The 24,522-nt window shown below is 40.5% G+C and carries 21 protein-coding genes; 18 read left to right on the top strand and 3 right to left on the bottom strand.

The annotated features are described in order from the left end of the window. Window positions 1-380: 380 nt before the first annotated feature. The 8 genes from cls (H7U01_RS03430) (at window position 381) to smc (ending at window position 11,811) form a co-directional block, all read left to right on the top strand. Entirely contained in the window at window positions 381-1,931 is a 1,551-nt protein-coding gene (gene cls, locus H7U01_RS03430; protein ID WP_201041159.1) for a cardiolipin synthase, read from the top strand. 79 nt (window positions 1,932-2,010) lie between these two features. Further along, on the top strand, window positions 2,011-2,523 hold the full coding sequence (locus tag H7U01_RS03425) for a GNAT family N-acetyltransferase (RefSeq protein WP_080610607.1): 513 nt from the start codon (window positions 2,011-2,013) through the stop codon (window positions 2,521-2,523). A 130-nt stretch (window positions 2,524-2,653) separates the two neighbouring features. Next, window positions 2,654-4,228 carry a cardiolipin synthase gene (gene cls, locus H7U01_RS03420; protein ID WP_201041110.1) on the top strand — a complete coding sequence of 525 codons (1,575 nt, stop codon included), beginning with the start codon at window positions 2,654-2,656 and terminating at the stop codon, window positions 4,226-4,228. Between the two features lie 15 nt (window positions 4,229-4,243). Then, window positions 4,244-4,897: a DNA alkylation repair protein gene (locus H7U01_RS03415; protein WP_201041109.1), complete on the top strand. Its 654-nt coding sequence runs from the start codon at window positions 4,244-4,246 to the stop codon at window positions 4,895-4,897. Between the two features lie 295 nt (window positions 4,898-5,192). Next, complete coding sequence (locus H7U01_RS03410) at window positions 5,193-6,269, top strand: aspartate-semialdehyde dehydrogenase (protein WP_003096845.1); 1,077 nt, start codon at window positions 5,193-5,195, stop codon at window positions 6,267-6,269. A 219-nt stretch (window positions 6,270-6,488) separates the two neighbouring features. Next, window positions 6,489-7,424, top strand: coding sequence for a 4-hydroxy-tetrahydrodipicolinate synthase (gene dapA, locus H7U01_RS03405; protein WP_013990425.1), 936 nt, complete (start codon window positions 6,489-6,491; stop codon window positions 7,422-7,424). A gap of 161 nt (window positions 7,425-7,585) precedes the next feature. Next, on the top strand, window positions 7,586-8,275 hold the full coding sequence (rnc, locus tag H7U01_RS03400; RefSeq protein ID WP_004182345.1) for a ribonuclease III: 690 nt from the start codon (window positions 7,586-7,588) through the stop codon (window positions 8,273-8,275). A gap of 2 nt (window positions 8,276-8,277) precedes the next feature. Then, window positions 8,278-11,811 carry a chromosome segregation protein SMC gene (gene smc / locus H7U01_RS03395; protein ID WP_201041108.1) on the top strand — a complete coding sequence of 1,178 codons (3,534 nt, stop codon included), beginning with the start codon at window positions 8,278-8,280 and terminating at the stop codon, window positions 11,809-11,811. A gap of 391 nt (window positions 11,812-12,202) precedes the next feature. Here the strand turns inward: smc and H7U01_RS03390 are convergent, their stop codons facing one another. After that, the gene (locus H7U01_RS03390) at window positions 12,203-12,748 is read right to left on the bottom strand and encodes a DUF3278 domain-containing protein (RefSeq protein WP_201041107.1); all 546 of its coding nucleotides are present in this window, start codon (window positions 12,746-12,748) and stop codon (window positions 12,203-12,205) included. Between the two features lie 26 nt (window positions 12,749-12,774). Continuing rightward, complete coding sequence (locus H7U01_RS03385; protein ID WP_201041106.1) at window positions 12,775-12,972, bottom strand: helix-turn-helix transcriptional regulator; 198 nt, start codon at window positions 12,970-12,972, stop codon at window positions 12,775-12,777. Between the two features lie 434 nt (window positions 12,973-13,406). On the opposite strand from H7U01_RS03385, the gene pheS reads away from it, so the two are divergent. From pheS to H7U01_RS03360, 5 genes are all read left to right on the top strand, one after another. After that, window positions 13,407-14,450: a phenylalanine--tRNA ligase subunit alpha gene (gene pheS, locus H7U01_RS03380; protein WP_014633009.1), complete on the top strand. Its 1,044-nt coding sequence runs from the start codon at window positions 13,407-13,409 to the stop codon at window positions 14,448-14,450. Between the two features lie 16 nt (window positions 14,451-14,466). Beyond that, window positions 14,467-14,985, top strand: coding sequence for a GNAT family N-acetyltransferase (locus H7U01_RS03375; RefSeq protein WP_175063739.1), 519 nt, complete (start codon window positions 14,467-14,469; stop codon window positions 14,983-14,985). Between the two features lie 291 nt (window positions 14,986-15,276). Further along, window positions 15,277-17,685 carry a phenylalanine--tRNA ligase subunit beta gene (gene pheT, locus H7U01_RS03370; protein ID WP_201041105.1) on the top strand — a complete coding sequence of 803 codons (2,409 nt, stop codon included), beginning with the start codon at window positions 15,277-15,279 and terminating at the stop codon, window positions 17,683-17,685. Between the two features lie 68 nt (window positions 17,686-17,753). Next, window positions 17,754-18,335 (top strand): hypothetical protein, encoded by a 582-nt coding sequence (locus tag H7U01_RS03365; RefSeq protein ID WP_049545159.1) that lies wholly within the window; start codon window positions 17,754-17,756, stop codon window positions 18,333-18,335. A 91-nt stretch (window positions 18,336-18,426) separates the two neighbouring features. Then, window positions 18,427-18,765, top strand: coding sequence for an ATP cone domain-containing protein (locus H7U01_RS03360; RefSeq protein ID WP_002891184.1), 339 nt, complete (start codon window positions 18,427-18,429; stop codon window positions 18,763-18,765). A 40-nt stretch (window positions 18,766-18,805) separates the two neighbouring features. Here the strand turns inward: H7U01_RS03360 and H7U01_RS03355 are convergent, their stop codons facing one another. Next, the gene (locus H7U01_RS03355; protein WP_073689806.1) at window positions 18,806-20,071 is read right to left on the bottom strand and encodes a PLP-dependent aminotransferase family protein; all 1,266 of its coding nucleotides are present in this window, start codon (window positions 20,069-20,071) and stop codon (window positions 18,806-18,808) included. A 159-nt stretch (window positions 20,072-20,230) separates the two neighbouring features. On the opposite strand from H7U01_RS03355, the gene H7U01_RS03350 reads away from it, so the two are divergent. The 5 genes from H7U01_RS03350 (at window position 20,231) to H7U01_RS03330 (ending at window position 24,462) form a co-directional block, all read left to right on the top strand. After that, entirely contained in the window at window positions 20,231-20,761 is a 531-nt protein-coding gene (locus H7U01_RS03350) for a DUF5067 domain-containing protein (protein WP_073689807.1), read from the top strand. A 136-nt stretch (window positions 20,762-20,897) separates the two neighbouring features. Next, complete coding sequence (locus H7U01_RS03345; RefSeq protein ID WP_048675476.1) at window positions 20,898-21,407, top strand: ECF transporter S component; 510 nt, start codon at window positions 20,898-20,900, stop codon at window positions 21,405-21,407. After that, window positions 21,408-22,265, top strand: coding sequence for a pyridoxamine kinase (locus H7U01_RS03340; protein WP_073689808.1), 858 nt, complete (start codon window positions 21,408-21,410; stop codon window positions 22,263-22,265). After that, complete coding sequence (locus H7U01_RS03335) at window positions 22,255-22,785, top strand: ECF transporter S component (RefSeq protein WP_073689809.1); 531 nt, start codon at window positions 22,255-22,257, stop codon at window positions 22,783-22,785. The genes H7U01_RS03340 and H7U01_RS03335 overlap by 11 nt, the downstream gene beginning before the upstream one ends. 138 nt (window positions 22,786-22,923) lie before the next feature. Beyond that, window positions 22,924-24,462 carry an ABC-F family ATP-binding cassette domain-containing protein gene (locus tag H7U01_RS03330; RefSeq protein ID WP_073689810.1) on the top strand — a complete coding sequence of 513 codons (1,539 nt, stop codon included), beginning with the start codon at window positions 22,924-22,926 and terminating at the stop codon, window positions 24,460-24,462. Window positions 24,463-24,522: the final 60 nt, after the last annotated feature.

Below are 24,522 nucleotides of genomic sequence, written 5' to 3'. Positions count from 1 at the left end.
TCTTGAGAGTGGGACAGAAATCGGTAATTCGTTAGAATTCGATTTCGTCGTCCCACCTCCGCACAGTTGAGTAGGGCTGTAAAAGCTGATGAAATCAGTGTAGTAGAGCCCACTCAACCACTGCGTCTTTCTCGACAATCCAAAGACAAATTATGAGGCTAGGACTTTTGTCCCAGCCTCATAATTTTGAGAAACATTCGTAAAATCCATTTGTTTCGGTAATCCATTTCGTCCTATATGTTAGTTCTTTTCAGATAAATGTGGTGTTTATCTGAGCCTAACATAGATGGCTTTTTCTGTCTAGCTTAATTTTACAAATTTTGTTATAATAAGATTAATTAAAAAGGGAAAGGAGTCATGCTATCAAAAACGAAGCTAAAATTGAACGTCTTTATGATAAGAGTCGTCGCGGATTTCTTCGTGGAATCTTTAGTCGTGCTACGATTATCTTCTTAATCATCTTACTGCAGCTTGTTGTTGTGGCCATGTCTTACCTCTGGTTGCATCAATATAGGATACACCTGCAAGTTACAGAAGTAGTCCTTCGTATTCTGGCCATTATTTATCTCTTTCAAAGTGATATGGAGTCGACGGCTGTTAATACGTGGCTGCTGATTGTCTTACCTTTCCCTATTATCGGAACCTTACTCCTAGCCTATACAAAACTAGATTTGGGCTATACAGGGATGAAGCGTGCGATTCAGAGCAATATTGACCGCAGTTCTGGCATATTGAAACAGGATGATCAGGCTCTCGAAGAGCTTAAGCAGCGTCACACGAGCAACTACAACTTGGTCCAATATCTTGAAAATGTTAATGGGCATTTTCCTGTCTATCGTCACACGAAGACGACCTATTTTCCAAGTGGTGAAGCCAAGTTTGAGGAAATGAAGAAGCAACTTCTTAAAGCGGAGAAGTACATTTTCTTGGAATATTTCATCATTGGTGAAGGTGAAATGTGGGGTGAAATCCTAGCAATCTTGAAACAAAAGGTTCAAGAAGGGGTGGAAGTGCGAGTCCTATATGACGGAATGAATGAATTTTCAACCTTAAGTTTCGACTATAAGAAACGTTTGGAGAGAATTGGGATTCAATCTCGTGTTTTTGCCTCTGTAACGCCTTTCTTGTCGACCTATTACAACTACCGTGACCATAGAAAAATCTTGCTGATTGATGGTAAGGTTGCCTTTACAGGTGGGGTTAATCTAGCTGATGAGTACATCAACAAAATTGTGCGTTTTGGCCATTGGAAAGATACCGCACTTATGGTTGAGGGGCCAGCAGTCGATACTTTCTTAGTCCTCTTCCTTCAGATGTGGACTTACTCTCATGAAACACTGGATGTGACCCCCTATATGGTTGAACATGAGGCCTTCGATACTCCTGGTTTTGTTGTTCCTTACGGGGATATCCCACTTGATAAGGATAAGGTAGGTGAGAATGTTTATATTGATATCCTAAACCATGCGCGTGATTTTGTTCATATTATGACACCTTATCTTATTTTAGATGGTGAGTTACTGCATGCTTTGAAGTTCGCGGCTGAGCGTGGAGTAGATGTCAGTATTATCATGCCTGGTATTCCTGATAAAAAGTCAGCTTACTACTTAGCTAAGACTTACTACCCAACACTTTTGGCATCCGGCGTAAAAATCTACGAGTACACACCTGGATTTGTTCATGCAAAGGTCTTTGTGAGTGACAATAGTAGGGCTGTTGTTGGAACGATTAATTTGGATTATCGTAGTCTTTATCACCACTTTGAGTGTGCTACCTATCTTTACAGGACGTCATCAGTGGTTGGTATTGAAGAAGATTTCCAAGCGACAATGGCCAAGTGTCATCGAGTCAGCATGGCTGATGTTAAAAATCGACCATTCCACCAGAAGTGCTTGGGCTTATTGACCAGATTAGTTGCGCCATTGATGTAGTGACGATTTCTGTTAGAAGAGGGTTGAGCCCTCTTTTTTATAGTTTAAAATAAAGATAATGAAGTCGAAGGAGAAAATGATGTTAACTATTCGTCCAGCCAAGTTATCCGATGCACCAGCTATTCAGGCCATCTATGCACCCTATGTTGAAAAGACAGCTATTACTTTCGAATACGAGGTTCCCAGCGTTCAAGAGTTTGAAGCACGCATCAGCAAGACGCTTGAAAAATTCCCCTATCTAGTGGTGGAAGAGGATGGCCGAGTTCTCGGCTATGCTTATGCTTCAACCTATTATGCTCGTACAGCCTACGATTGGACAACAGAATTGTCTATTTATCTTCATGAAGATGCGCGTGGTCGAGGTTTGGGAAATCAGCTCTATGATGCCCTTGAGGAGGAACTTGAGAAGCGAGGGTTCTTGCGTTTCTTAGCCTGCATTGCAGTCCCTAATGAGGCTAGCGTTGCTATGCATGAAAAGCGGGGTTATGTCCAAGTTGCTCATTTTCCAAAAGTTGGCTACAAGTTTGAGCAATGGCACGATATCGTCTGGATGCAAAAAATCCTGGATGGGCCTGTTAGAAAGATACAGTAGATGCCCCACCAATCTTAAATCAGAATGGCTAATTATCCCTGCCTTTTGCATATGCTAAAATGATACTAATAAAATCACTGGGAGAGACCGAAAAGTTTGTGGTGCTCCCCCATACATGAGAGGAACCTATATGACTCAAGTAACCAGTGCTAGACTGTTACCCCAAAAGCCCTCCAGATGGGCTAAAAGTCTTCTTAATCGTAAGGTACCTATTTTCCTGTTCTTCTTACTGGAATTGACTTTTCTCGTTTTCTCATATCTCAGTCTACAAGAGCATTTTCCATCCATTATCTTATGGGAACACTTGTTGAGTGTTTTTACCTTCTTTTATTTGCTGAATCGTTCCATGGATTCTCGTTCCAAATTATCCTGGCTGATTATCATTGCTCTTTTCCCAATTTTTGGGACAGCCTTGCTTTACTTTTCACTTGCTGATTTGGGTGTGAGACGGTTGAAGAAACGACTTGAGGATGCTACAGTGCTAGCTTCTAACTATTTAAGCACCGATCCAGAAGTAGCTGATTATTTATCTCATGGTGATCGTCAACTACAGCGTTTAGCTTATTTTCTGGAACATAGTCCAGCCCAGTTTCCTATCTACAGAGACACTGAGGTGACCTATTTTCCACTTGGTGACGACATGCTTCCAGCCTTGTTGGAGGATTTGAAAAAGGCAGAGCGTTATATCTTTATGGAGTATTTCATCATTGACGAAGGTATCATGTGGGGTGAGATTTTAGCCATTTTGGAGGAAAAGGCCAAGGCAGGCCTGGACATTCGTGTCATGTTTGATGGGATGAATGAGATGACCACCTTGTCCTACGATTATATTGAGCGACTACACAAGGTTGGTATTAAAGCTCAAGCCTTCTCACCAGTCAAGCCCATCCTATCAACCTATTACAATTACCGAGACCATCGGAAGATTACTGTGATTGATGGTCAAGTTGCTTATACTGGTGGTGTAAATATCGCTGATGAGTATGTCAATAAACGAGAGCGCTTTGGTCATTGGAAGGATACAGCCCTTCGCCTAGATGGCTCAGCAGTTCAAACGCTAAAAGCTCTCTTTTTGACCATGTGGACGGTGACTGGAGTAGAAGACAAGACAGATATGGAGCACTATCTACAAGAAAAACCTCAAAAAAGCAAGAGTCAGGGTTTGGTTCTCCCTTATGCCAATTCACCTTTGACCTACCACAAGGTTGCAGAAAATGTTTATTTACATCTTCTGAATACATCTACCGATTATGTCTATATCATGACACCTTATCTGATTTTGGATGATGAATTGGTTCGATCTATGACCTTTGCGGCTAGACGAGGTGTAGATGTTCGTATCATTATGCCAGGGATTCCAGATAAGCAGTATGCCTTTGATATTGCGACTACCTATTTTAAAGTGCTCTTGGATGCTGGCGTCCGTATTTTCCGTTATACCCCAGGCTTTATCCATGCTAAAGTTTATGTTTCTGACGCCAAACAAGCTGTGGTAGGTACCATTAACACTGATTACCGGAGTCTCTATCAAAATTTTGAAGATGGGGTCTATCTCTATAAAAATCTGGAAGTGCTTAACATTGAACAAGATTTTGAGAAAACCCAGGCACTCTCAGAGGAAGTCACTCTGGAAAGTTTGTCTAAAATACCTATGGCTCATCGTCTAGGTGGCTATCTCTTTTCTCTGATTGGACCTTTGATGTAATATAGGAGTGTTCATATGGATGCAAAAATTCTTTTGAAACAGTTAGAAGACCAAGCTGATCCAGCTAAAGTACCACCCATGGAAGCCTATATGAAAAATAAATTTAGCTTTCTTGGCGTTCAAAAACCAATTCTCAAAAAGATCGAAAGAGAGTATTTTAAGCCTTTTATAAAGGATCCAATTGATTGGACTTTTGTAGAAGAGTGTTGGCAGCAACCCTACCGTGAGTTTCAATATATTGCTATGGATTATCTGGATAAAAAGAAGAAGGAGCTTAGACCTGAAGATTTTCCAAAGCTAAAGGAATTGGCTCAAACCAAATCATGGTGGGACAGTATAGATCAGTTGGACCGTATCATCGGGGAGATTACTTTTCACTACCCAGAAACCAAAAATATCATGCGTCAATGGAGTCTTGATGAGGATTTTTGGTTAAGACGTATTGCCATCGACCACCAGCTTATGCGTAAAGATTTGACAGATACTGACCTCCTAGCAGAGGTTATCTGTAACAACTTTGGGCAGAAGGAGTTTTTCATTAATAAGGCTATCGGTTGGAGTTTGCGCAATTACTCAAAGGTAAATCCTGATTGGGTTCGGGCTTTTATTGATCAACATGCTAGTCAAATGGCATCTCTTAGCATTCGTGAGGCAAGTAAGTATTTATAGAAATCAAGTGCTTGACTCTGTGATCTATTATGCTAGAATAGGAGTATGCGATGAGTCGATTGGCTCTTTAGAGCCTTTTGCGCTGAGGAGGTCTACATTAGATTGTAACGCAGGAGCGGACCTTGAGTAGTTGTGTGAACCTGCTACTCTCATCGAAAGATGCCTCTTATCCCTTGCCCTTTGGTAGGGGATTTTTCTTTATTCTTGGCTTTTTTACCCTTTTCAACTGGACTTAAACGTAGTATAATAGATTCACTAAACTAAATTGATAGAAAATTCCGAAAGAGGTTTAACTATGGGATACACAGTTGCTGTTGTCGGTGCTACAGGTGCCGTTGGTGCTCAAATGATCAAAATGTTGGAAGAATCAACACTTCCAATCGATAAAATTCGCTACCTTGCGTCTGCTCGTTCTGCAGGAAAAGTCTTGCAGTTTAAAGGTCAAGACGTGACCATCGAAGAAACGACGGAAGACGCATTTGAAGGTGTAGACATTGCACTTTTCTCAGCTGGTGGATCTACCTCTGCTAAATATGCACCATACGCTGTTAAAGCCGGTGCAGTAGTCGTTGATAACACATCTTACTTCCGTCAAAATCCAGATGTGCCATTGGTTGTACCTGAGGTCAATGCACATGCACTCGATGCTCACAACGGTATTATCGCTTGTCCTAACTGTTCAACAATCCAAATGATGGTTGCCCTTGAGCCAGTTCGTCAAAAATGGGGCTTGGACCGTATCATCGTGTCAACCTACCAAGCTGTATCAGGTGCTGGTATGGGAGCAATCCTTGAAACACAACGTGAGTTGAAAGAAGTTTTGAATGACGGCGTTAACCCACGTGATGTTAAAGCTGAAATCTTGCCATGTGGTGGTGATAAAAAACACTTCCCAATCGCCTTCAACGCCTTGGCTCAAATCGACGTCTTCACTGAAAATGACTATACTTACGAAGAAATGAAGATGACAAACGAAACTAAGAAAATCATGGAAGACGACAGCATTGCTGTATCAGCAACATGTGTACGTATCCCAGTTTTGTCAGCTCACTCAGAGTCAGTCTATATTGAAACAAAAGAAGTGGCACCAATTGACGAAGTGAAAGCTGCTATTGCAGAATTCCCTGGTGCAGTTCTTGAAGACGACGTTGCTAACCAAGTCTACCCACAAGCTGTTAACGCTGTAGGTTCACGTGATACCTTCGTTGGACGTATCCGTAAAGATTTGGATGCTGAAAAAGGTATCCACATGTGGGTTGTTTCAGATAACCTCCTTAAAGGTGCCGCTTGGAACTCAGTCCAAATCGCAGAAACACTTCACGAACGTGGTTTGGTTCGCCCAACTTCAGAATTAAAATTTGAATTGAAATAGGGAGCGAAACAGAAATCAGTAAGGATTTAGTGTTGTATTTGAATACTAAAATCAAGTTGAATCCTATAAAGCAGAGAGACTTCTCTCTGTTTTTTTTTGTGTTTTGACTATCATATTGAAACAGTCAGTCCTCCCGTTTTCAGAAAATTGTTAACTTGTCTGTCTGGTCAAAATTATGGTAAAATGGAAAGGATTAGAAAACGGTTGAAGGAGAATATTATGTCAATTGATCAATTAAGAGATGTCAAACTGATCACAGCCCTTATTACACCTTTCCACGAAGATGGCTCTATCAATTACGATGCGCTTCCAGAATTGATTGAGCATCTTTTGGCTCACCATACAGAAGCTCTTCTTTTGGCGGGGACAACAGCTGAAAGTCCAACACTTACTCACGATGAGGAGTTGGAACTCTTTGCGGCTGTTCAGAAAATCGTTAATGGACGTGTGCCATTAATTGCTGGTGTCGGTACCAACGATACACGAGACTCTATCGAGTTTGCCAAAGAAGTTGCCAAATTTGGTGGTTTTGCAGCTGGTCTTGCTATCGTGCCTTACTACAACAAGCCATCACAAGAAGGTATGTACCAACACTTCAAAGCTATTGCGGATGCTTCTGATTTGCCAATTATCATCTACAACATCCCTGGTCGTGTGGTTGTTGAAATGGCTCCTGATACCATGCTTCGTTTGGCTGAACATCCAAATATTATCGGGGTTAAAGAATGTACCAGCCTTGCTAATATGGCCTACCTTATCGAACATAAACCAGAAGATTTCTTGGTTTATACCGGTGAAGATGGGGATGCCTTCCACGCTATGAACCTTGGAGCTAACGGTGTTATCTCAGTAGCCTCTCATACAAATGGTGATGAGATGCACGCCATGCTTGAAGCTATTGAAAATAGTGACCTCAAGACAGCAGCAGCTATCCAACGTAAATTTATTCCTAAAGTTAACGCTCTCTTCTCAGTACCAAGTCCTGCACCTGTCAAGGCTGTTCTTAACCATCTTGGTTTCGAAGTTGGACCACTTCGTTTGCCATTGGTTGCATGTACTTCAGAAGAAGCTAAACGTATCATCAAGGTTGTCCTTGAAGAAGATGTCGAAGCAACACGTGAGACAGTTACAGGTGTTGTTCGGCCAGATTATTAATAAAATGAAGTTGAGCAGATTCAGATTGCTCAGCTTTTTTAGTTGAATAGGTTAAATCTTACAAAATCAGCAGATTAGGTTCTAAAAGCAGTTTTCTATCATGAAAATCAGCTTTTTTTGATATAATTATAGTTAGTGTGCTTAAAAAGAAAGGAAGTTTCATGAATCAACTTGAACAAAAACTTGAGCAGGATTTTGGTATTGTTTTTAGCCAAAAAGACCTCTTAGAAACAGCATTTACCCATACCTCATATGCCAATGAGCACCGCCTCCTAAACATTTCACATAATGAACGTTTGGAATTTTTAGGAGACGCGGCTCTGCAATTAGTCATTTCCGTTTATCTTTACAATCGCTACCCTAACAAGCCAGAGGGGGAAATGTCTAAGATGCGTAGTACTATCGTTCGTGAAGAAAGTTTGGCAGGTTTTACAAAGGCTTGCGGATTCGAGCAGTATATTCGTCTTGGTAAAGGGGAAGAAAAATCCGGTGGACGTGAACGTGCCACTATCCTAGGTGACCTCTGGGAGGCCTTCCTCGGTGCCCTTTATCTGGATCAAGGCTTGCCTGCTGTTGAGAAATTCTTGAATCAGGTCATGATTCCTCAGGTTGAAAAGGGAAACTTTGACCGCGTCACGGACTATAAGACAGCCTTGCAAGAGCGTCTTCAGGTCAATGGTACGGTTGATATTACTTATACTGTTATCGACGAGTCTGGACCAGCTCATGCCAAAGAATTTACTATGCAGGTAGCTGTTGATGGTAAGGAACTCAGCACAGGTCTTGGAAAATCTAAGAAATTAGCTGAACAGGCAGCGGCAAAGGCTGCCCTTGAACAACTAGGAAATTAAGCATGTATTTGAAATCAATTGAAATGCAGGGCTTTAAATCCTTTGCGGATAAGACGCAAGTCATCTTTGACAAGGGAGTAACAGCCGTTGTAGGTCCAAATGGATCGGGAAAATCAAATATTACAGAGAGTCTGCGCTGGGCACTGGGTGAATCATCTGCCAAGAGCTTGCGTGGGGGCAAAATGCCTGACGTTATTTTTGCAGGAACAGAGGTTCGTAAGGCTCTCAACTATGCGGAAGTAGCGGTCACACTTGATAACAGTGATGGCTTTATCGCGGGTGTTGGTGAAACCATTCGTGTGGAGCGACATATTTATCGAAACGGTGACAATGATTACTTGATTGATGGTCGTAAGGTTCGTCTACGTGATATTCATGACCTCTTCATGGATACAGGTCTCGGCCGTGATTCTTTTTCCATTATTTCTCAAGGTCGTGTTGAGGCTATTTTTAATGCCAAGCCTGAAGAGCGCCGTGCTATTTTCGAAGAAGCCGCAGGTGTTCTCAAATATAAAACACGTAAGAAAGAAACGGAAAGCAAGCTTAATCAAACCCAAGATAATCTTGATCGTTTGGAAGATATCATCTACGAGCTAGATGGTCAGGTTAGACCCCTTGAAAAACAAGCAGCCACAGCCAAACGTTACTTGGAATTAGATGAAGAGCGTAGACAGACACAGCTTAATCTTTTAGTCCACGATATTGAAGTTGGTAAAAAAGATTTGTCCAAAACGCAAGAGGATTTGGCAGAGGTCAAGGACAAATTAACCAGCTATTATGAGGAACGTCATCGTCTAGAGACTGAAAACCAAGAACTTAAGCAAAAACGTCATCAAATTTCAGAACAAATTTCTTCAGATCAACAAACCTTGGTGGATGTCACACGTCTCATTAGCGACTTTGAGCGTCAAATTGATCTTTATACCATGGAGAGTCAGCAGCGTTCAGAGAAAAAAGAAGAAACAGAAGCTCGTCTCAGTGAGCTAGAGCATTTGAAAGCAGAGGCAAGAGCATCCCTTGATAAGGTTAATCAAGGCCAAGTTGAATTGAATGCTGAGTTGGCTAGCCTTGCCCAAGAGCTAATTGCTATTCAAAAAGAACTAGAGCAATTTTCTGATGATCCAGATACACTTATTGAACGTTTACGTGAGGACTATGTTGGTCTGATGCAGGAGGAAGCCAAAGTTTCCAACAGTTTGACTCAGGTCACCCACGACATGGACAGTCAGACACAAGCGCTCGAGGCACAAGCTGAAGAATATAAACAAGCTCAAGCGGATTTACTTTCCGCTCAGGAAGTGGTTAGCGAAGCCCAAAAAGCTTATCAAGCAGCTCAAGCGAGTCTTCAAAGCCTCTTAGCTAGTTACAAAGAAAAGGCTCAGGCTTATCAAGCTCTTGATAAGGACTACCAAGAGGCTCAAAAGCAGATGTTTGACCTCATGGATTATCTTAAAAGTAAAGATGCCCGTCGTCAAAGTCTAGAATCTATCCAGAAAAATCATTCTAATTTCTATGCAGGGGTGAAGGCTGTCCTTCAAAATGCTCAATCCATTCAGGGAATTATTGGCGCAGTCAGTGAACACTTAACTTTTGACACGCGTTATCAGACGGCTCTTGAGATTGCTATGGGAGCTAGCGGGCAAAACATTATTGTTGAGGATGAAGCGGCTGCTAAGCGTTCGATTGACTACTTGAAACGAAATCGTCAGGGACGTGCGACCTTCTTGCCTTTGACCACTATTAAGCCACGTCAACTTAATGGACAATTTGCTCAAAGTCTTGCCAATGCACCAGGTTTTATAGGTATGGCTTCCGATTTGGTTACCTATGAGGACCGCTTATCTAATATTTTCCAAAACCTCCTTGGGGTTACGGCAATCTTTGATACCATTGACAATGCCAATAAGGCGGCTCGAGCGGTTCGTTTCCAAGTGCGTATGGTTACTCTTGATGGCTCTGAGATTCGTCCAGGTGGTGCCTTTGCTGGTGGTACCAACAAACAAAATAATAGTCTCTTTATCAAGCCTGAACTAGATGCATTGACTGCTGAAATTAACCAGATTAAGGCTCAATTAAGTGATAGTGAAGCCAAAGTTGAAGCCCTTAAGGTTAAACGTAAGGCTCTACAGAAAGAGCTAGAAGATCTTAAGGTAGATGGTGAGAATGCTCGTCTGCAAGAGCAAAAACTAGGCTTAGAACATCAACAAGCCTTGTCAGATTTAGAGAAAAATCAAGTCTTAGTAGATAGTTTCAAACAGGATTCTCAGGGAACTGAAGGTGCAAATCTGCAAGATAAGGCTGAGCAACTTAAAGCTGAGTTAGTGCAAATTGCATCCAAGCGTGAGGCCATTAACGACCGTATTGAGGCCATTAAGGAAGACAAAGATGCTCTTGGTCAACAAAAACAGGTTCTCCTAGACAAGCAATCTGAACTTCAGTTGAAGGAACGTGACTTGCAGGCAGAATTGCGTTTTGCGAAGACAGAAAGCAATCGTCTTCAATCTGACTTATCTGAGTTAATGAAAGAATCGGATAGTCTTAAGGCGCTCCTTAACAACCAGGTTGATGAAGACCAAACTGACCGCCTTCCCCATCTGCAAGCACAGCATAAAGAGGCTGTTCAACGTAAAGACGATTTGGAACAAGCTCTTGTCCGTGCCAAGATTCAGGTGCAAGATTACGAAGGTCAGTTGGAGGATTTGGAGGAGCGTTTGGCAAAAGCTGGCAATCGTAACGAGGATCTGATTCGTCAACAGACTCGCCTGGAAGAGCGTGAAAGTCAGATTAGTCAATCACTTCGTAAGTTTGCGACTCAGTTGGCTGAAGATTATCAGATGACGCTCGAAGCAGCCAAAGGTCAGGCTAGCCCTCTTGACAATGTCGAACAAACCCGCCAGAATCTGCAAGGTCTTGAGCGTTCGATTAAAGCTTTGGGTCCAGTCAATGTGGATGCTATTGCCCAATTTGAAGAGGTTAAGCAACGTCTAGACTTCTTGAACGGTCAAAAGGATGATTTGCTCGAAGCCAAGAGTCTCCTTCTGAATACCATTAATGACATGGATGATGAAGTGAAATCACGCTTTAAAGCAACCTTTGAGGCTATCCGAGAAAGCTTTAAACAGACCTTTACCCAGATGTTTGGTGGAGGTTCTGCAGACTTGATTTTGACCTCAGACAATCTCCTAGAGGCTGGAGTAGAAATTTCTGTTCAGCCACCAGGTAAGAAAATTCAATCACTTAACCTTATGTCTGGTGGTGAGAAGGCCTTGTCAGCTCTGGCCCTTCTCTTTGCCATCATTCGTGTTAAGACCATTCCATTTGTTATCCTAGACGAAGTAGAAGCGGCTTTGGATGAAGCCAATGTTAAACGCTTCGGTGACTACCTTAATCGTTTTGACAAGTCCAGTCAATTTATTGTAGTTACCCATCGTAAGGGAACGATGTCTGCAGCAGACTCTATTTATGGGGTAACTATGCAGGAATCAGGTGTCTCGAAAATCGTTTCGGTCAAACTGAAAGACCTTGATTTAGACTAAAAATAGATTATATTTTCATGAAAGATAGTTGATAGCTTTATCACTATCTTTTTTCATAGTCTCAAAAACTTTGTAAGGACTTTCAGAAAAACATTAAGTTTGCGCTTTCAAAATTACGCAATCGATTGCGTAAAATGGCATAACAAAGGCTATGATTAGGATTTTAGGGTTTATGAGAGAGAGGGCGACTTGTCATTTCCCACTGACATGTTACAATATTTAAGGAAATGTCATATGGGGATATGGTGTTTTTTGAAGTTAGTTATAGTGTATGTGTTAAGATACGATTTTCTGGACACATTTAGGCTTCGCGTATACAAGTCTAAGAAGTCTTCTTTCGAGCAAAAAATCCAGGCCGGGAAACCTGGATTTTTTCTTTGTCTGTTTTAGTTTATTGGTCATCTTTATCAGCTTGAGATTTGGCTTGTTTGATACGAGCATTTACCCAGCCTTGCATGATAGCCCCAAAAAGGATAGCGTCAAAAATGCCTGACAGGATATTTCGGACTGAGAATAATTCTGTCAAATAGTCTTTATGATTAACTAGTAATTGAATCAGGGGCATGCCTAAGAACATATATACGCCAAAGTATAAACCTGACTTAAGGCCCGCATGTTTAAGTTGCTTTTGTTCTTTCTCAGTCAGTTCTTCCTCGTCAATAGCGTTTACAGCACTCATCTTAAACTTATAAGTAAGGACACCGCTAACTACCAGAATGATAGTCAAAAGTAAGATAGGATAAATACGGGCCACTAGTTCGGGATACTTAAAGCTTAGAAATAAGGCAATACAATTACCAAAAATTAAAATATAGAAGAGAACAACGAAAGCCATGTTACCCATTCGATCAACCTGTTGGCGCTTTTGTTCATCTAAAGGGCCTGTGATACCGTAAAAACGTTTAATGAGTTTGTCAGTGAAAGTTTCTTTAATCATGATTTACCTCTTTCTATCTTATATCTCTATTCGCAATTTCCATCCCAAAAGAGACTGTTAAGATCTGTGTTTAGTGCCTTAGCTAGATTTAGACAGAGCTCCAGTGTTGGGTTATACTTGTTATTTTCGATCATATTAATGGTCTGTCGGGAAACGCCAATAGACTTTGCGAGTTCTAATTGCGAAAGCCCCATATTTTTTCTAAATTCCCTGACCTGATTCATAATGGGCCTCCTTCTGAAAGACAAGCTAATGTGTTGCTGTAAGTCGCAGTTAAATATGTCAACTTTATCTGACATAATTGTAGCAAGTTCCTATGGATATGTCAATTATCTTAGACATAATTTTAATTTGGTATTAACTAAAGGATTCTTTGTCAGCTCTTGAAAGCTTTTTGCTTTTTTGGTAAAATAAATGGTAATTGAATAGAAGTCGTAGAGACTAGTAACCTTATGGAAATTGACAGGGATTGGGGGCCATGGACTGGAAGCCTCCTCAAGGGAAGTTTGGTGAATTCACTCATGAAGACGACTGACGAATCAAGGTCTGGGTAACCAGATAAAAAACGGATGGTACCGCGTGTCAACGCTCCGGGTTGGAGTTTTGGCATGTGGTTTTTTGTTTGCGATTCGAAATTGTTACATCAGAAAGGAATCTCATGGATTTACAAACACAATTGCAAGAGTTGAAAACATCAACGCAGGCTAAATTGGCTGAAATGCGTGGTGAGCACTCTAAAGAATTACAAGAATTGCGTGTTGCAGTTTTGGGTAAAAAGGGCTCTTTAACGGACCTTTTGAAGGGACTTAAGGACCTTCCTAATGAAGAACGCCCTAAAGTTGGTAAAATGGTCAACGAAGTTCGTGACGTTTTGACTGAAGCTTTTGACGAAGCCGCAAAAATTGTCGAAGCCGCAAAAATTCAAGCACAACTTGACTCTGAAAGTCTTGACGTAACTCTTCCAGGACGCCAAGTCAAACTTGGTAACCGTCATATTCTTAGCCAAACAGCTGAGGAAATCGAAGACATTTTCTTGGGGATGGGCTTCCAAATCGTTGATGGTTTTGAAGTTGAAACAGATTACTATAACTTTGAGCGTATGAACTTGCCTAAGGACCATCCAGCGCGTGACATGCAAGATACTTTCTATATTACGGAAGAAATTTTACTTCGTACTCACACAAGTCCTGTTCAAGCTCGTACACTTGATAAACACGATTTTTCTAAGGGTCCTCTTAAGATGATCTCACCAGGACGTGTTTTCCGTCGTGATACCGATGATGCGACTCACAGCCACCAGTTCCACCAAATCGAAGGTTTGGTCGTTGGTAAAAACATCTCAATGGGTGATCTTAAGGGAACGCTTGAGATGATTATTCAAAAAATGTTTGGTGCAGAACGTCAAATCCGTTTGCGTCCTTCTTACTTCCCATTCACTGAACCTTCCGTTGAGGTTGACGTGTCATGCTTCAAGTGTGGAGGTAAAGGATGTAACGTATGTAAAAAGACAGGTTGGATTGAGATCCTTGGTGCTGGTATGGTTCACCCACAAGTGCTTGAGATGTCAGGTGTTGATTCTGAAGAATATTCAGGTTTCGCCTTTGGTCTTGGTCAAGAACGTATTGCCATGCTTCGCTATGGTATCAACGACATCCGTGGTTTCTATCAAGGGGATGTTCGTTTCTCAGAACAGTTTAAATAAGGTTTAGGAGATTGTCATGTCAGTAGTTATTCGTAAGGTTCTTCCGGAAGAAGTAGCAGAATTAAAAGTTATCTCCGAAGATACCTTTAGAGAGACTTTTGCTCATGATAATACCGAGGCCCAGTTGCAAGGTTACTTCGACACCGCACTTTCTGAAGAAGTTCTTTTAGATGAAATCACTCATGAAGAATCGCGCTACTTTTTCATTCTCGTTGATGGTGAAAGGGCTGGTTTTCTAAAGACCAATGTTGGTTCTGCTCAAACAGAGCAGCATTTGGACAATGCATTTGAAATTCAACGAATTTATATCAGTCAGGCCTTCCAAGGCATGGGTTTGGGTAAGCAACTCTTTGAATTTGCATTGCAGGAAGCCCGTGATCTAGGTTGTGATTGGGCCTGGTTGGGTGTTTGGGAAAGAAATTTCAAAGCACAGATTTTTTACGATAAATATGGCTTTGAAAAATTTGCAGAACACAATTTTCCGGTTGGTGACGGTAAAGTAGACTGTGACTGGTTGCTTAAATTAAAACTATAAACCGATTATTAAGTTGATAGAGAGGAGTTTATAAGGCGATTAAACGTGTCAGTTCGTCTTTCTCTTATATCAGCTATACATATTCCTATATTACAGAAAGGATTTGAATACGACCTCAAAGTTCGAGATTAGTTGTTTTTGAATCTGAATGTTTTGTACCTAATCATACAGAAAGGATTTGAACCCGCCCTAAGCTCTGGGCAAAAAAGATAAAGGCTCCTAGGTGCTGATGCACCAACGTTGCCTTTCCTATTTTTGCTGAGAGCTATTAACGGGCTTGGTATCATTATTATGCTAGTTAGTTATAAATGGTTAAAAGAGTTGGTTGATGTGGATGTTACCACTGCTAAACTCGCTGAAAAAATGTCGACGACAGGTATTGAAGTGGAAGGTGTTGAAACACCTGCTGAAGGCTTGTCTAAATTGGTTGTTGGTCATGTCTTGTCATGTGAAGATGTACCTGAAACACACTTGCACTTGTGTCAAGTAGATACAGGAGATGCTGAAGGTCCACGTCAAATTGTTTGTGGAGCTCCAAATGTCACTGCTGGAATCAAGGTAATTGTTGCCATTCCTGGTGCACGCATTGCGGACAATTACAAAATTAAAAAAGGGAAGATTCGAGGCATGGAATCTCTCGGTATGATCTGTTCTTTGGCAGAACTTGGACTTCCAGATAGCATTATTCCTAAGGAATTTGCAGATGGAATCCAAATTTTGCCTGAAGATGCTGTTCCTGGAGATAGCATTTTCCCATATCTCGACCTTGATGATGAAATCATCGAATTGTCAATCACACCTAACCGTGCTGATGCTCTTTCTATGCGTGGTGTGGCCCATGAAGTCGCTGCAATCTATGGTAAATCTGTTCACTTCCCAGAAAAAACAGTCACAGAAGACAGCAAGCCAGCTTCTGATAAGATTTCAGTAGCTATCGAAAGCGATAAAGTAGCTACTTATGCTAGCCGTGTGGTTGAGAATGTTACTGTTCAACCAAGTCCACAATGGTTACAAAACCTTCTTATGAATGCTGGTATCCGTCCAATCAACAATGTGGTAGATGTGACAAACTATGTTCTTCTTTACTTTGGACAACCAATGCACGCCTTTGATTTGGACAAATTTGAAGATTCACGAATCGTTGCCCGTGATGCCCGTGAGGGTGAAAAATTGGTGACTCTCGATGGTGAAGAACGTGAATTGACTACTGAAGATATTGTTATTACAGTTGCTGACAAACCAGTTGCCCTAGCAGGTGTTATGGGTGGTGCATCAACTGAGATTGATGACAATTCTAAAAATGTTGTTCTCGAAGCTGCTGTATTTGATGGTAAATCAATTCGTAAGACAAGTAGTCGTCTCAACCTTCGTTCAGAATCATCATCACGTTTTGAAAAAGGTATCAATAACGATACTGTCCTTGAAGCGCTTGATTTTGCTGCAGCAATGTTGCAAGAATTGGCAAATGGAACGGTGCTTGCAGGCCGTGTTCAAGCGGGGTCAGTTGATACAGAGCCAGTTCAAGTTTCTACAAGTCTTGATTATGTAAATGTTCGCCTTGGTACAGAATTGACTTTTGCAGATATTGAAGAAGTCTTTGCGAAACTTGGTTTTGGATTGACAGGTGATGCTGATAAATTCACAGTATCTGTACCACGTCGTCGTTGGGATATCAGTATCCAAGCAGACCTGGTTGAGGAAATTGCACGTATCTACGGGTACGAGAAATTGCCTACGACACTTCCAGAAGCAGCAGGAACAGCCGGTGAATTGACTGAAACACAAGCACTTCGCCGTAAGGTTCGTAGCATTGCTGAAGGTGCTGGATTGACTGAAATCATCTCATATGCTTTGACAACACCTGAAAAAGCCGTTGAATTTGCTGCGACACCAAGTAATTTGACTGAGTTGATGTGGCCAATGACTGTTGACCGTTCAGCTCTCCGTCAGAATATGGTTTCTGGCATGCTTGATACTGTTGCTTACAATGTTAACCGTAAGAATAGTAACGTTGCCATTTACGAAATCGGTAAGGTCTTTGAACAAAAGGGTAATCCAAAAGAGGAATTGCCAAATGAAATCAATACCTTTGCCTTCGCTATTTCTGGTCTTGTAGCTGAAAAAGATTTCCAAACCAAAGCAACGCCAGTTGATTTCTTCTATGCCAAAGGTATTGTTGAAGCACTCTTTGATAAACTTGAAGTTTCAGTTGACTATGTACCAACAAAAGACCTAGCAAGCATGCACCCAGGTCGTACAGCTGCTATTGTGCTTGATGGTCAAACTATTGGATTCCTTGGTCAAGTTCACCCACAAACTGCCAAAAACTATGGCATTCCTGAGACTTATGTGGCTGAAATTAACCTTAGTGCTGTAGAAGCTGCCTTGCAACCAGATCAACCATTTGTTGAAATCACAAAATTCCCTGCAGTATCACGTGATATCGCCCTTCTTCTCAAGGCAGAAATAACTCATCAAGAAGTTCTGGGTGCTATCTACTCTGCAGGAGTCAAACGCTTGGTTGCCGTTAAACTCTTCGACGTTTACGCAGGTGAAAAACTTGGTTCAGGTATGAAATCAATGGCTTATAGCCTTACCTTCCAAAATCCAAATGACAACCTTACAGACGAAGAAGTTGCTAAATACATGGAAAAAATTACTAAAGCTCTCACTGAAAAGGTCGAAGCAGAAGTACGTTAATCATTAGAAAATCCATCTGAGAAGATGGATTTTTAAGTGATTAGACGATATTACATAAAGGAGATAATTTGTTTTTAGAGTTCTTTGACGGGGTATGGGGACATTACACTTTTGAATCTGATAAAGTCAATGTACTTATTGATGGCTTACCCAGTTTTGCTTATCCCTTGGGGCAATTAACATTTTTAGTGTTAGTCTATAGGTTACTCGTTCATCAGTATGTTAAGAAGTTTTTAATCATGTCACCTCAAGATATCTGGGCATGGCAAAAGGAAAAGTTTTGTCAAAGTAAATTATCTTTCATTGTCATCCCAATAGTTTATCTGTTTATTTTCGGAATGACCTATGTTTTGGTTGAGGATGTTTTAGCTACCGTCACTATTTACAAGGATTATGGAGGACCTATAGCTAAAACCATTGATGGTAAAGTTGAACAAATAGATATTAGTCATGTTGGGTCTAAAACGAGTAGTGCTAGGATTAATGCTCACTTTGAAAGTTCTGACGGGCAGACTTATGACATTCACCTGATAAACGGCGATAAAAGAATCGCTAATTATATGCGGCACCCTGAGTCAGATTCCTATACTGCAACGCTTTCCTTTGATAAACATGGAAAACCAGTTTACATTTCTAAATTCTGGGAATAAGCAGTCTGGATAGCTCTTTCAGGGATTTGCACTTGACAAATATGTAAATTCTCTGCATAATAAAAGAAAAAGCCATGAAAAGAGGGTAGCCATGCAAATTATTAAACGTAATGGTCAAGTTGCTGAATTTGATCCTGATAAAATTTACCAAGCCATCTTAAAAGCAGCACAGACTGTGTATGTTCTCGACGATACTTGGCGCCAAAACCTTGCTCAAGTTACGAAAAAAGTAGTGCTTGATCTTCAAGATGCTCAGGTAGAACGCCCAACCATCAACATGATTCAGTCATTGGTTGAAAATCGTCTCATGGAAGCAGGCTTTATCAATATTGCTGAGCATTATATTTCATACCGTTTGCAACGAGATTTGGAGCGTAACGGTTATGGTGACAAAGTAATTGTACACCTACGTTTTGAGCAGACTAAATAAACAAAAGCCATCAAGCGATGGCTTTTGTTGTGTCTAATTGTCACTTTGTCTTTTTTAAAATTTTTAAAAAGGATTCCAGTTCCTGTCCATGACCTATCTGCAGATAAGTTTCAGAAGTTGGTCTAATAAAGGATGATTCTAAAAAACGAATCTGCTTGTGGGCTTTGAATTTTTCAAGTGAAAACTCCTTAGGAAGTTGCCAGGTCACATGTCTAGGGGAAATCTGATAAGGAATGCTAACCTTAGATTTGTCAATGATTGCTTGACTTTTAGCCATGTTTTGTTGAAAGAGGTCACCAAGTTTCTTAATGTTTTTTTGGAACATGCCATTTTCGAGATAAACGGAAAGTGCTTTTTGCATGATGAGATTGGTATCATAGTCAATAAGTCCCTTGTGGCTCAAAAAGGTAGACTTAAGATTAGGAGGTAAAACAAGGCTACCTAGTCGCAAACCTGGAAAAAGGGTCATGGAGAAGGATTTGATATAGATGGTCTGATTTTGAGTATCATAGTAGTGAATAGGGAGATTTTTACTATCACTAAAGTCTCCCATATAGTCATCCTCGACGATATAAACATTATACTGATTGGCAAGTTGGGCTAGCTTTTCTTTTTCGCTAGCATTATAGCTTAATCCGAGAGGATTGGAGTAACGGCTGATAGTATAGAAGAACTTAATCTGTCCAGATTTAAAATACTCTTCCAAGCGGTCAAAATCCAAACCATCAAAACCACGGTTAATCGTCTCGTAAGCTAGATTTTGACGGTTGACAAGCTGGTTCATGCGATGATAGGTAGGTTGTTCTAAAAGAATTTTGTGGCCACCATTACCAAAATCCATCTGTGAAAGGATGTAGAGGGCCTGTTGACTTCCTGAGGTTATGACAATCTGATCTGAATTGACATAAATATCGTCAGCAATTAATCGACTCTTTAAGGCTTCAAGCAAATCTTTGAGTCCAGCTTGTTCATGATAATAGTTGAAGAGGTAGTCCTGATGACCTGCCAAACTTTCATCCAAACAAAGTTTAAAATCCTCGTAGGCTAATTGATTGTAATCGTTAAGGTTAAGAAGGACCTTATTATCGACTTCATTGCGTCCTTCGAGAACATAATAGCCACTTTTGGGTACGGCGTAAATATAGTTTTGATATTTGAGTTCCAAGAGTGCTCTTTGAGCTGTATCCTTACTACAGGCATAAGTCTGGCTAAGTTGACGAATAGAGGGGAGCTTACTCCCTTTTTTTAAAGTACCATTTTGGATATCTTTTATAATGGTCTCGACAATATCTTGATAAATACTCATAACTGACCCCTTACAGTTTTTTCCTTATTTTACCTTACTTCCCTTCTCAGAGCAATAGGCCCAGAGAAATTTGACAAGATTATTAGATTTTGACATAATAAGAAGGTTGTAAGGTAAAACTAAATTCCCCTTCCAAATAAGTTTAAGGAGATTATAAGAATGACTTTTAAGAAAATCTTAGGACTTCTCGCTCTTGCATGCTTGACTATTATCGGTTTGTCAGCTTGTACACCCGAGAAAGAGCCTACTTGGACCTACGATAAAAACAAAATGCTATTTACAGGACAAGATGCTAGTGTACAAGTTCTTTCTGCAACTAAAATCGAATCACCAGAAGGTCAAAAAGCTGTACGCGTTTACTATAAACTTAGCAACTCAAGTAAAGAAACCATGAATGCTTACACTCTTTTGATGAAGGTAGTCCTTGATGTGAAACAAGAGAAGGAAGAAGTGAAGGTGGCAACAATGGTCTTTTCTAAAGATGATGACCGAGATAAGATTGCAAATAAAACCCAGATTGCTCCTAAGGAAGTTAAAGAAATCGTTGTTGACTATGCCGTTGCGGATTTTGATCATGATCTTAACATTGATTTCTCTGATTATGGTACTGAGGCAAACGCGACAGCCAAGCTTTCACTACAAAATCTTGAAAAGGCACCTGTCAAATATTTTGATAAAAAAGCTCAATAAGTTTGATCACCACACGTTCGTGTGGTTTTTTTATTGCTCAAAATCTGTACCCATACAGTAATAAAAATACTATCTTGTTTAATCGTCAGAATTTTCATAAACTTATACTATATTTATTGACTAAGGAGTTTTAGGTATGTCAGCAAAACGTTTAACCATTTCTGCATTTTTTATGGCACTTGTCATTATTTTGAGTTCGAGTCTCTTATCTATCCCTGTGCCAGGAGGTCATTTCTATTTTAACGGGATTGTTATTTTCCTAGTTGGTTTAATTTTCCCACCTACAGAAGCAGTTATTATTGCGGGAGTAGGTTCCTTTATTGGAGATTTTCTTTTTTACCCTCTTCCTATGTGGGTAACTCTAGTAACACACAGCCTTCAAGTTCTTGCTATTGCACTCATTGTTGGAGGGCGTTTAGGAGAATTGAGCAAATCTAGGGCATCTTTAGGTCTCTTGCTTGGGGCTATTATTGATCTAGTAGGTTATGGCTTAGGAAGAGCCTTTATCTATGGTACGCCAGCTTATGCTATTATGAAGATTCCATTTGACCTTGTAGCTGCTATTCTTGGTTTAGGAGTGGCCTATTACATTTATTTCCACACAAGCTTTGTTAAACAGTTTAAAAAGACATGGGAAGGGAAATAGATGACCAAAGTAATTGTTGCCAATGACCTCGTTGGTCTAGGTAAGGTTGCTATGACTAGTAGCCTCCCTATCATGTCAGCCTGTCAAACTGAAGTCCTTCCCTTGCCAACGGTTCTTTTATCTTCGCATACAGGGGACTTTAATAATATTTATGTACGGGACCTTACAGATGACCTAAAAGGGTTTTGTAAGCAGTGGGAGCACTTGGATTTTAAAGTAGATGGCCTTGTGAGTGGTTATTTTAAGTCAGAAGAAGAACTAAAACTTGTAGGTCAATTAGCTCGCGATAAAGAGATACCTCTATTTGTTGATCCTATTATGGCTGACAATGGCCGTCTCTATCAAGGTTTTGATAGAAACTATGTAGAAGCCATGAAAGATTTCTGTCAACAAGCAGATGTCATCATTCCCAATCTGACAGAAGCTGCCTTGTTGACGGATACTCCATATCTTGAAGCAGGTTCCTATGATAAAGTCACTGTTGAAAAGCTTTTGAGAGATTTGGCCAAGCTTGGCACTCGGAAAGTTATTGTGACAGGTATCTCTTTTGAGACAGACAAAATTGGGCTGGCTTATTTTGATAAAGAGACTAATGAAACGGCTTATCTTATGAGGAAAAGTTATCAATCTCATTTTTATGGAAGTGGCGATTTACTAACGGCAATCTTATCAGCTGGTTACTTTTATAACCTAGATTTACTAAAGGTTTGTGATTTGGCCTTGGATGTCATGGATAGAGTTCTTTCATCAACACTGTCCGATGGTCGTCCTTTAAAATACGGCCTATGCTATGAGCCTCATATTGGTTTATTATTTAGTGGTTTTAATGCCCTATTGGAGGAGAAAAATGAAAAGTGATAAAACACGTGAATTAGTTATCCTAAGTTTGTATGCAGCTTTAATTATTGTGAGCGTACAGTTTATTCGTATTCCTTTTGGACCTCAATTTGTCCATTTGGGAAATGCCCTAGTTGTGATTGCTGTTTTGATTTTTGGAGCCAGAAAAGGTGCGCTAGTCGCAACAGTAGGGTTGGGGCTATTTGATATTATCAATGGTTATGCTGCCGAGGTCTGGATTACTATTTTAGAATCCTTGATTGTCTGTCTGGTGCTCTATTTTGTTTTTGAAAAGCTACTAAAATCAAATGACAAAATGGTAAATATCATAATCATTGGAGTTATAGCTGCAGTAACCAAAATTATTTTGAATTTTATTAAGTATACGATTATTAATAGTATCGTTGCGGGTTTACCAGTAAATGCTGCCATGGTATTGGCTCTTACTAAAATAGGGGGAACCTTTGGAACATCAGTAGTGACTATTATTGCAGTTCCTCTCCTATATCCTGTCTTTAAACGTATTTTACAGAGAAACTAAAGAGTTAGCAGGTTGGTCCTGCTTTTTCTTTTTAATTTTCCAAAAGCATAGGTCCAAATTTTCACTAAAAAATGGTAAAATAGTAGAGTTAATGTCAAGAAAGGAAAGGGCTGAAGACTGTTTTAGCCCAGATATGCTATGTCTATTTTAGAAGTCAAAAATCTTAGTCACGGATTTGGTGACCGTGCTATTTTTGAAAATGTCTCATTCCGTTTGCTCAAAGGTGAGCATATTGGTCTTGTCGGTGCTAACGGTGAAGGAAAGTCAACCTTCATGTCTATCGTTACTGGAAAATTGCAGCCAGATGAAGGTAAGGTAGAGTGGTCTAAGTACGTTACAGCGGGTTACTTGGATCAGCATGCTGTTCTTGAAAAGGGGATGACCGTTCGTGATGTCCTTCGTACGGCTTTTGATGAGCTCTTTAAAACTGAAGAACGCATCAACGAGATTTACATGTCTATGGCTGACGAAGGAGTCGACGTTGATGCTCTGATGGAAGAAGTAGGTGAACTTCAGGATCGTTTGGAAACGCGTGATTTCTATACACTAGATGCTAAGATTGATGAGGTTGCCCGTGCACTAGGTGTCATGGATTTTGGTATGGATACAGATGTAACGGACCTTTCAGGTGGTCAACGTACCAAGATTCTCTTGGCTAAGTTATTGCTTGAAAAACCAGATATCTTGCTTCTTGATGAGCCAACCAACTACTTGGATGCTGAACACATTGCCTGGCTTAAACGCTATCTTCAAGAATATGAAAATGCCTTTGTCCTCATTTCGCACGATATTCCGTTCCTAAACGATGTGATTAACATTGTCTACCATGTTGAAAATCAAGATCTGGTTCGCTATGCAGGTGATTATGACAATTTCCAATCTGTCTATGCAATGAAGAAAGCTCAATTGGAAGCAGCCTATGAACGTCAGCAAAAGGAAATTGCAGACCTTCAAGATTTTGTTAACCGTAACAAGGCGCGTGTTGCTACTCGAAATATGGCCATGTCGCGTCAGAAGAAATTGGATAAGATGGAAATTATCGAGTTGCAGGCAGAGAAGCCAAAACCAGAATTCCATTTCAAGGAAAGTCGTACACCTGGACGCTTTATTTTCCAAACCAAAGATCTCGTTATTGGTTACGACCGTCCGTTGACCAAGGCTCCATTGAATCTTACATTCGAACGTAATCAAAAGGTAGCTATTGTCGGTGCCAATGGTATCGGTAAGACCACTTTGCTTAAGAGCCTGCTTGGTATTATTCAACCACTCGAAGGAGAAGTTGAAACAGGTGATTTTATTGACCTAGGTTATTTTGAACAAGAAGCAGAAGGCTCACGTCAGACGCCTCTTGAAGCGGTTTGGGACGCTTTCCCAGCTCTAAATCAAGCTGAGGTTCGTGCAGCTCTAGCCAAATGCGGATTAACCTCTAAGCATATTGAAAGTCAAATTCAGGTGCTTTCAGGTGGAGAACAGGCTAAGGTTCGTTTCTGTCTCCTTATGAATCGTGAAAATAATGTCCTTGTTCTGGACGAACCGACCAACCACTTGGATGTTGACGCTAAGGATGAATTGAAGCGTGCCCTTCAGGCTTTTAAAGGTAGTATCCTCATGGTATGTCACGAACCCGAATTTTATGAAGGTTGGACAGATGTTTGGGATTTTAATGAGTTAGTATAGAGATAAAAGAGTGTTGGCATTCTCTAAAGAGAGACTTGTTCACTCTTTTTTTATGATAAA

The organism is Streptococcus sp. 21.1 (assembly GCF_016648635.1).
Classification (GTDB): Bacteria; Bacillota; Bacilli; order Lactobacillales; family Streptococcaceae; genus Streptococcus.
The sequence above is the reverse complement of the archived record's forward strand: the minus strand, read 5'-3'. Positions and strand labels throughout refer to the sequence as shown.